The following is an 8550-nucleotide window of genomic DNA, read 5'->3' on the forward strand; positions in this document are numbered from 1 at the left end:
CGCACTCGCCGCGGTCGTCGGTGGCCATTCCACCGGCCGGGTGGCCGTCGGGCTGCCCGCGACCGGTCTCGCCGGCTTCCGGCGCAGCCATGAGCAGGCCAGGGCCGCGTATTCGATTGCCATGGTGCAGAGCGCCTCACACCGCCGCGTCATCGGTTTCGGTGACCGCGGTGTCGCCGTCGTGTCGCTGCTCGCCCGCAATCTCGACGCCGCACGGGCGTGGGTCGGTGAGGTGCTCGGGCCCCTCGCGGACGACACCGAGCAGGCCGCGATGCTGCGGGCAACGCTGAGTACCTATTTCGCGACCGGTGAGAGCCACCTGCACACCGCCGAACGCATGAACCTGCACCGCAACACCGTCAAGTACCGGGTCGGCAAGGCGCTCGGTGACCCCACCCGCGCACCCGCGACGCACGACAAGCTGGACGTCGCACTCGCGTTGCAGGCCTGCGAGTACCTCGGCAGTTCCGTGTTGCGCTGACGCGCCCGTGTGCCTTTGTGGCGGTTGGGGGCGCCGGAAGGGCACACGAGTGCCGTCAGGCGCCTGCCTTCCACACCACTGCGACCGAGGGGCGCGGCTGGGCGGTGCCGCCGTCGGGCCAGTGTGAGGCGGGAGCGTCCCACGACGCGTCGTCCGTCTCGCCCGGATGCTGCACACACACCAGGACGCGGTTCTCCTGGACGACGGGACCGCACGTCTCGGCGCCGATCGGCACGGTGAGGAACTGCTTGGTCTCGCCGCGGCGCGGTCCGTCGAGCACCACCGCGAACAGGCCGTCGTTGGATTTCAGGGCGTTGCCGTCGGTGCTGATCCACAGGTTGCCGTGCGGATCGAACGCGAGGTTGTCCGGGCACGAGATCGGGCTGACCCGCGACTTGTCGAATCCGCCGAAGTAGGTGTCGGCTGCGTCGGGATCGCCGCACACGAGCAGCAGATTCCAGGTGAAGGAGGTGCCGGCGTGGTCGTCGTCGAGCTCGAGGACCTGGCCGTTCTTGTTGTTGGTACGCGGGTTCGCTTCGTCGGCAGCGGGTTTGCCGTCTGCGCCGCGATTCGAATTGTTGGTCAGGGCCACGTAGACCTTGCCGGTCACCGGGTTCGGTTCGAAGTCCTCGGGCCGGTCCATCTTGGTGGCACCGACCTTGTCGCCGGCGAGGCGGGTGAACACCGCGACCTCCTCGGCCGACATTCCGTCGACCAATGACTCCGCTGAACCGTCTCCGTTGCTGCGCAGCAACGGAATCCACGTGCCTCTGCCGGTGAATGCGCCACCTTCCGGCAGGGTTCCGGTGCCGTCGATCGCGTCGGTGTTGTCGCCCGAGAGCTGCGCGACGTACAGGGTGCCGGCGTCGAGCAGGGTCATGTTGTGCCGCATCGCCGTCTGCGAATTTCCGGCCTGCATCTTCCGGGAGGAGACGAACTTGTACATGTAGTCGAAGCGTTCGTCGTCACCGCTGTACGCGACGACCGTGCCGTCGGGGGTGATGTGGACGGTCGCGGCCTCGTGCTTGAACCGGCCGAGCGCGGTGTGCTTGACCGGCACGGACGTCGCGTCCCACGGGTTCACCTCGACGATCCAACCGAAGCGGTTGACCTCGTTCGGGTTCGCCGCGACATCGAAGCGCGGATCGAAGCGCTCCCACTTGCGTTCGGACGCACCGCCTTCGATTCCGTAGCGGGCGAGCCGTTCGGCGACGACCGGATCGGTGACCTGCTCGGCGTTCGCGAAGTACTGGTTGAAGTTCTCCTCACCCGACAGCACCGTGCCCCACGGGGTGAGCCCGCCCGAGCAGTTGTTCAGTGTGCCGAGCACCCGGGTGCCGGTCGGATCCGCGTCGGTCTTCAACAGGTCGCTGCCGGCTGCGGGCCCGGTGACGGTGAACTCGGTCAGGGCGGTGATTCGCCGGTTGTGCGGACCGAATTCCGGTGTGAGACGACCTGTTCCGGGCTTGCCCTTGACCTGCACGACAGACAGTCCGTGACCGGCCCAGCCGATCCGCACCTGCTCCTCGGTGGGATTATCCGCGTCGTACCCGGCGAACATGAACGGTTCGGTCGTGTATTCGTGATTGACGACCAGCAGATAGGTGTGCGGCACGCCGTCGACGGGCAGCAGGCCCGCGAAGTCGTTGTTGAACCCGAACTGCTTCTCCTGCGCCGCCGCGGTCTGATTCGCGATGTCGAATGCGGGGGCATCGGGCAGCACCGGGTCGCCCCAGCGGATCACCACGGCCTGCTCGTATCCGTGGGGAACGGTCACCGCGTCCGCGGTGTTGGGCGCGACGGGTGTGAAATCGGTTCCGGGGGCTGCCGGTCCAAGATCACTGCTGCCGGGAGCCGGCGTCTCACCGGCACCCGCATCGTCAGAGCACGCCGTGAGCACCCCGCCCGCGCCGACCGCGAGGACCGCCATCGCCCCGCCGCGCAGTACCCCGCGCCGCGACACCGCACCCCGAACGACGTCCCCGAAGTACGCCCCGCCCGAATTGTTCGGTACTGCGTGCGAGCAGGCGTCGCCGCACTTGTAGCGGCACGTGATGTTCGCCCGTGACGACTTCCCGTCGTGGACGAACAGCGGCAGGTTCTTGATGCGCACGTGATCTCCCTCGTCGATTCGCTTCGGGGGCACCGTAGAAGGCGCAAACGAGACAAAGGGAACGAACAGATGAACGGGGAGCGGCGGCTTCTCGTCCAGTGGGTGCTCCGGGTCCGCGCAAACGGACCGGTCGGTTACCTCCGACGATCACCCCTCCGCCGGTTCCGAGCCGGGTCCGGGGCGGTCGTAACATTCCCCGCAGTCCCTTTCGGAACCCATGTGACAGATGTTGAGCAGTGAATACCGATGGGACCGACCGGTTTCGCGCTGATGTGCATCGCGAAGGGGTCTGAGACCGTGTTGCGTACCCCCGCCGCGACTGTGTGATGGGACACAAATCTGTAACGGTTGGGCTGCTGGCGGACGATGAATGTGTCCCATTTGTGTCATGCGGGACGCAGGTACGGGGCACGTCGCCCCTGACCCGGTGGGCGGGTCGGCCGGCCGTCTCCGCCCGGAAGCCGACTGACTACGAGTCATGTTGAAGTACAACAGATCCCACCTTATCGAACCGGTTCGCCGGAGTGGCCGGGTGAGGCCGGTCGATCGCTGCCGCCCCGGCCTCCGGGTGTCGTGATCGAGCGATTCGGGGCGCGCCGGGTCGAGAGCGAGGGAGCTGTGTGCGGCTTTTCGAGGCCAAACGTGACATGGATCACGATACCTTGAAAAGCGGCCTACCTGGACCGTTACCTGGATGTGACCTCAAGGCCGCTCGATGGTGATCCATCAGGGAACAAAGACTTCCCTTCGGTAACGCCCGTGGCCCCCAGTTTCGGAGGCCGAACCACGCTCGGCCGATCTTGGAGCACGACCCATGTCAGTTTCATATTCGCGCCGTTTGCGTGCCGCCGTCGCCGCGGCCGCCATGATCACCACCGCCACCGCCGCCGTCGTGGCGGGTACGTCCGCCGCCAACGCCGATACGGCGTCCTCCGTGCCGGCTCGGTTCGAGCAGCCTCGTGAGCAGCTCAAGGCGCTGGACTTCGAGGCCCTGTCGACCGCGGGATGGAGTGGCGCGGACAACGCTGCCACCGCCGATCCGGCAGCGTCCACGGAGCCGGCCGAGGTCGCGCCCGAGCCTGCCCCGGCACCTCCGCCGCCGCCCGCCGTCACCCCCGACGAGCTGGCGCGCATCGTGCCCGGCATCCAGCCCGAGAAGATCGAGCAGTACATCGCCCCGCTCAACGACGCGATGGTGCACAACGGCATCGACACGCCGGTCCGGCAGGCAGCGTTCATCGCCCAGCTCGCGGTCGAGTCCGATTCCTTCCGCACCTTCGAGGAGTACGCGTCCGGACGCGCCTACGAGGGTCGTGCCGATCTCGGCAACACCCAGCCGGGAGACGGTGTGCGCTACAAGGGTCGTGGTGCCATCCAGATCACGGGTCGTCACAACTACGAGAAGCTGAGCGAGCACACGGGGGTGGACTTCGTCGCGCACCCGGAATTGCTGTCCGCGCCGGAGAACGCCTTCACCACGGCCGCCTGGTACTGGACGTCGCGCAACCTCAACCAGGTCGCGGACACCGCGGGGATCGTCCGGGTGTCGGAGATCGTCAACGGTGGCCACCACGCCCTCTCCCGGCGTATCGCCGACTTCGAGCGGGGACTGAATGTACTGATCCAGCCGTAATCCCGGCAGAAGCCCCGATCCGGCACGGATCCGTCAGAGGACCTGCGACAGGAACTGTTGCAGCCGTTCGGTTTCCGGGCTGTCGAACAGTTGGTCTGGGGTGCCGGTCTCGACGACCGCGCCGTGATCCATGAACACGACGGTGTCCGACACCGACCGCGCGAAACCCATCTCGTGGGTGACGACGACCATCGTCATGCCGCCGGCACCGAGATCCGCCATCAGCGCCAGCACGCCCTTGACGAGTTCCGGGTCGAGCGCGGAGGTGGCTTCGTCGAAGAACATCACCTGAGGTTTCATCGCCAGTGCGCGTGCGATCGCCACGCGCTGCTGCTGCCCGCCGGACAGATTCGCCGGCCGCGACTCGGCCTTGTGGGCGAGACCCACCAGCTCGAGCTGCTCGAGGGCGAGTGCCCGGGCCTCGTCCTTCGACATGCCCTTGAGCTTGCGGGGCGCCAGCGCGATGTTCTCGATGACCGTCTTGTGGGGGAACAGATTGAAGTGCTGGAACACCATGCCGATGCGCTGACGCAGCGCGTCGGGGTTGTCCTTCAGCACCGACTTCCCGTCGAGCAGCACGTCGCCGGCGTCGGGTTCGTACAGGCGGTTGAGCACGCGCAGCAGTGTCGACTTGCCGGATCCGGACGGCCCGATCACGGTGACGGTCTTCCCCGCGTCGACGTGCAGGTCGACGCCGCGCAGCACCTTGTTGGATCCGAACGCCAGGTGCAGCCCGGTGCCGGTGAGCGAGACACCCTCGAGGGTCGGAGCGGTCATGGTCGTTCTCAGCCTCTCTCCACGACGAGGTCCTGCTCGAGCGGGTCGAGCGTGGCTTCCTTCCGGCCGACGCGCAGCCGATGGTCGATGTAGTTCACCAGGTGCGTCAGCGGCACCGTCAGGATCAGATAGAACAGGCCGGCGGCGACCAGCGGCGACAGGTTGCCGGTCTGGGCGTTGAGGTCGCGGCCGACCGCGAACAGCTCACGTTGCGTCGCGAGCAGGCCGAGGAAGTAGATCAGCGACGAGTCCTTGATGAGGGCGATGAACTGATTCATCAAGGCGGGCAACACGCGGCGGACACCCTGCGGCACCACCACCAGCGACATCGACCTCCGGTAACTGAAGCCCAGCGCTCGCGCGGCTTCCATCTGCCCGGGCTCGACCGACTGGATACCGGAGCGGAAGATCTCGCCGATGTACGCCGCGGCCAGCAGCGCCAGCGCCGCCGCGCCGAGCCAGTACGGATTGTTGCCGGTGATGCCCTGCACGACCGGTCCCACCCCGAGGCCGACGAGCAGGATGATCACGACGGCGGGCAGTCCCCGGAAGATGTCGGTGTAGACGCGGGCGGGCCAGCGCAGCCAGCGGGTGCGGGAGATCCCCGCGACCGCCAGCAGCATGCCCAGGATCGTGCCGGCGATCCCGGAGGTCAGCGCCAGGATCAGGGTGTTCGGCAAGCCGGTCTTCAACAGCTCCGGGAAGGCTTTCTGATACAGCCCCCAGTCGAAGAAGGTCTCGCGCAGCTGCGTCAGCGTCGACTTCTGTTCGGCGGCGGGCGTGCCCGCGGGTTCGGTTCCCGTCTGGGCGGCGAGCGCCGCGAAGTCGGGCAGTTCCGGTTCGGGCGCGGCCTTGCTGCCGGGCTTCCACCCCTCGGGCAGCTCGCGCGGCACCCATTCGGTGTACAGCGCGGCCCACGTGCCGTCGGCGATCACCGCGTCCAAGCCGGAGTTCAGCGCGTCGATCAGCGGCTGGTTCTCCTTCGCGACCGCCCAGCCCACGAAGTTGTTGACGCTGAACGTGTTCTCCACGATGGACGTGGGGTCGCCCGGTGCGATGGCCCCTTCGGCCTGCTGCGACGGCGCGACCCAGGCGTCGATCTGGCCGGTCTTCAGATTCGCGTACGCGGTGTTGTAGTCCGGGAACTTCACCGGGTCCAGCTTCAGGGTGTTGACGACGTAGTCGTCCTGCACGGTCCCCTGGACGACGCCGATACGGGTGGAAGCGTCGAGATCCGAGAACCCGGTGATCGGGCTGCCGTTGGGCACCACGAGTGAGAAGTAGCCGAAGTCGTAGCCGTTGGTGAATCCGACGAGATTGCGGCGCTCGTCCGTCGTGGTGATGGACGACGATCCGACGTCGAAGCGGCGCCCGGCGACCTGCGCGAGGAGCCCCGCGAACTCGGTGCCGACGAACTGCACGTCGAGTCCGAGCTTCTCCCCGATGGCTTTCAGAACCTCGTTGTCGTAACCGGTGAACACACCCTCGGAGTTCACGCAGATGCTCGGCGGGGCGTCGGAGAGCGTGCCGACGGTCAGGACACCCGGGGTGATGAGCCCCAGCCGCGCGGTGTCGATGCTCTCGAGCGGCACCACGTCCGGGGTTGTGTAGCGGTCCTCCGCTTCCGCTCCGCCCGCGGCCAGGTTCGTCGGTGCGGCCGATGCGGACCCGATTCCCGGGGGCGAACACAGGTCGCGGGTTCCGGAGTCGCTGTCTCCCGACGAACTGCACGACGTCAGCACGAGCGCCAGCAGCATCGTCAGCAGTATCGCGAACGCGGTGCGGAGTTTCCTCGCCGATCCGACCATGTTCGGAGCCTAGACCGACGGGTGCGGGTTGAACGGGAACATTCGTCGACACGACCGGAATCGGGTGGGTACGGGTTGTCCCGGTGGCACAACCGGCCCGGGATTCTCGAGCGGTCCGGACATTGTTGCCCACCTTACGCCTTCCTACGGTGAGAAGAGCTCCGTAGAGGCGGAAAAATCATGGACAAGAACGACTTCCGCGACAGAACCGTTCTCGTGTCCGCGGACGGCCGGGGTATCGGACCGGCTGTCGCGCGGGCGATCGTCCGGCGCGGTCCACGGACCCGGCGTGACCCGCCGCACGACCGGTCCGGAGAATGCGGAGCATGGGACGTACCGAACGCGGATATTTCACCGAGGTCGACGGCAGTTTCGTGCCGACCGAGATAGCGATCAGTCCCTGGTCGTCGGACATGATCGTCGGTCCGTGCGTGTGCGGGCTGTTCGCCCGGGAACTCGAGAACCGGCATGCGGTGGACAACTGGGTGCCGTCGCGGCTCACCGTCGATCTGTTCAAACCGGTACGCACCGATCCCGTGACGGTCGAGACGACCCTCGTGCGCGACGGCAACCGCATCCGGGTGGCCGACGCGCAAATGCAGCAGAACGGCGACGTGGTCGCGCGCGCGACCGTCGTGTATCTCCGTCCGTCGGAGCAGCCGCCCGGAACGGTATGGACCCGCGACGAACATCCGGCGCCGCCGCCGAGTCGCACGGATGACCCGGCAGCCGGGTTCGTGCCGACCTGGTTCGGTAGCGACGACCACCCCGAGGGTTGGTCGCAGATACGGTCCGAGCATCAGAATTCGAGCCGTAAACGCATGTGGGCCAGACAGTTTCCGGTGATCCTCGGCGAGAAGATGTCGCCGTTCGTGCGGACCGCGATCGTCGGTGAGGGCACCAGCCTGGTCACCAACTGGAGCGAGCAGGGCGTCGGATACATCAACGCCGACGTCACCCTGACCCTGTCGCGGCTGCCGGTCGGTGAAGAGGTCGGGGTCGAGGCCGATCACCACATCGGCGAGGACGGTGTCGCCGTCGGCACATCGGTGCTGTTCGACAGCCGCGGCCCGTTCGGTGCCGGCATGGTGGTGGCTCTGGCGAACAAGCACCGGCAGGTCGACTTCGGCTGAGCCGGCCCGCCGTCCTCGCGTACCCCTTGTCTTTTCCGAGCGAGCGGTACGTTCAGTCGATTGAAGGAGACGAGCGATACATTCGCTCGAAAACGGGGGGCTGCGCGCTCGGAAAAACGGGGTCGGAGAAACGGGGGCCGCTGACCCCTACCCGTTCGCGACAGTTACATCCTCGATCGCGATGGTTGCCGCGTTCAGGGTGGCGTCGCACCGGTCGCAGACGAGTCCGGGCAGGAACGGCGCCCCGCATCCCACGTGCACCGTTTCGAGCGCGGGGCCTTCGGGTGCGTGGAACCAGCGTTGTCCCCACGCGATCATGCACGCGATGACGGGGAAGAACGCCAGGCCCTTGTCGGTGAGGTGATAGGTCACCCAATCGGCCCGGCCGGGATGCGGGCGCGGCGCGAGCACGTCGAGTTCGGTGAACCGCCGGAGCCGATCGATGACGACCGCCGGCGGTGCTCCCATCTGCTCGGCGAATTCCCCGAACCGGGTGGCGCCGCGGTGCGCGGAGCCCAGCAACGCCGCCGACCAGCGGTTGCCCACCAGTTCCATGGTGTGCGGGACGATGTCCGGGGTGCGGGCCGCCCGCCCGGACCGGCGAC

The 8550-nt window shown here is 67.3% G+C and carries 7 protein-coding genes; 3 read left to right on the top strand and 4 right to left on the bottom strand.

Features of this window, described 5'->3' with window-relative positions:
• A partial coding sequence (locus ACN675_RS26160; RefSeq protein WP_420753601.1) for a PucR family transcriptional regulator occupies nucleotides 1-481 on the top strand: 481 nt, incomplete at its 5' end.
• A gap of 55 nt (nucleotides 482-536) precedes the next feature.
• Here ACN675_RS26160 and ACN675_RS26165 read toward each other — a convergent pair.
• Nucleotides 537-2594, bottom strand: a complete 2058-nt coding sequence (locus tag ACN675_RS26165) for a PhoX family protein (RefSeq protein ID WP_420753602.1) — start codon at nucleotides 2592-2594, stop codon at nucleotides 537-539.
• A gap of 814 nt (nucleotides 2595-3408) precedes the next feature.
• Between ACN675_RS26165 and ACN675_RS26170 the strand changes: the two genes are divergently transcribed.
• Nucleotides 3409-4227 carry a glycoside hydrolase family 19 protein gene (locus tag ACN675_RS26170; protein ID WP_420753603.1) on the top strand — a complete coding sequence of 273 codons (819 nt, stop codon included), beginning with the start codon at nucleotides 3409-3411 and terminating at the stop codon, nucleotides 4225-4227.
• Between the two features lie 33 nt (nucleotides 4228-4260).
• On the opposite strand, the gene ACN675_RS26175 is transcribed toward ACN675_RS26170, so the two are convergent.
• Nucleotides 4261-5004, bottom strand: coding sequence for an amino acid ABC transporter ATP-binding protein (locus ACN675_RS26175; protein WP_197250148.1), 744 nt, complete (start codon nucleotides 5002-5004; stop codon nucleotides 4261-4263).
• Between the two features lie 8 nt (nucleotides 5005-5012).
• Nucleotides 5013-6812, bottom strand: coding sequence for an ABC transporter substrate-binding protein/permease (locus ACN675_RS26180; RefSeq protein ID WP_420753604.1), 1800 nt, complete (start codon nucleotides 6810-6812; stop codon nucleotides 5013-5015).
• A 326-nt stretch (nucleotides 6813-7138) separates the two neighbouring features.
• On the opposite strand from ACN675_RS26180, the gene ACN675_RS26185 reads away from it, so the two are divergent.
• Nucleotides 7139-7945 (top strand): acyl-CoA thioesterase domain-containing protein, encoded by an 807-nt coding sequence (locus tag ACN675_RS26185; protein ID WP_420753605.1) that lies wholly within the window; start codon nucleotides 7139-7141, stop codon nucleotides 7943-7945.
• A gap of 147 nt (nucleotides 7946-8092) precedes the next feature.
• Here the strand turns inward: ACN675_RS26185 and ACN675_RS26190 are convergent.
• A partial coding sequence (locus tag ACN675_RS26190) for a winged helix-turn-helix transcriptional regulator (RefSeq protein ID WP_420753606.1) occupies nucleotides 8093-8550 on the bottom strand: 458 nt, incomplete at its 5' end.

Origin of the sequence: Rhodococcus sp. O3, from assembly GCF_048897285.1 — a bacterium.
Lineage (GTDB): Bacteria > Actinomycetota > Actinomycetes > Mycobacteriales > Mycobacteriaceae > Rhodococcus.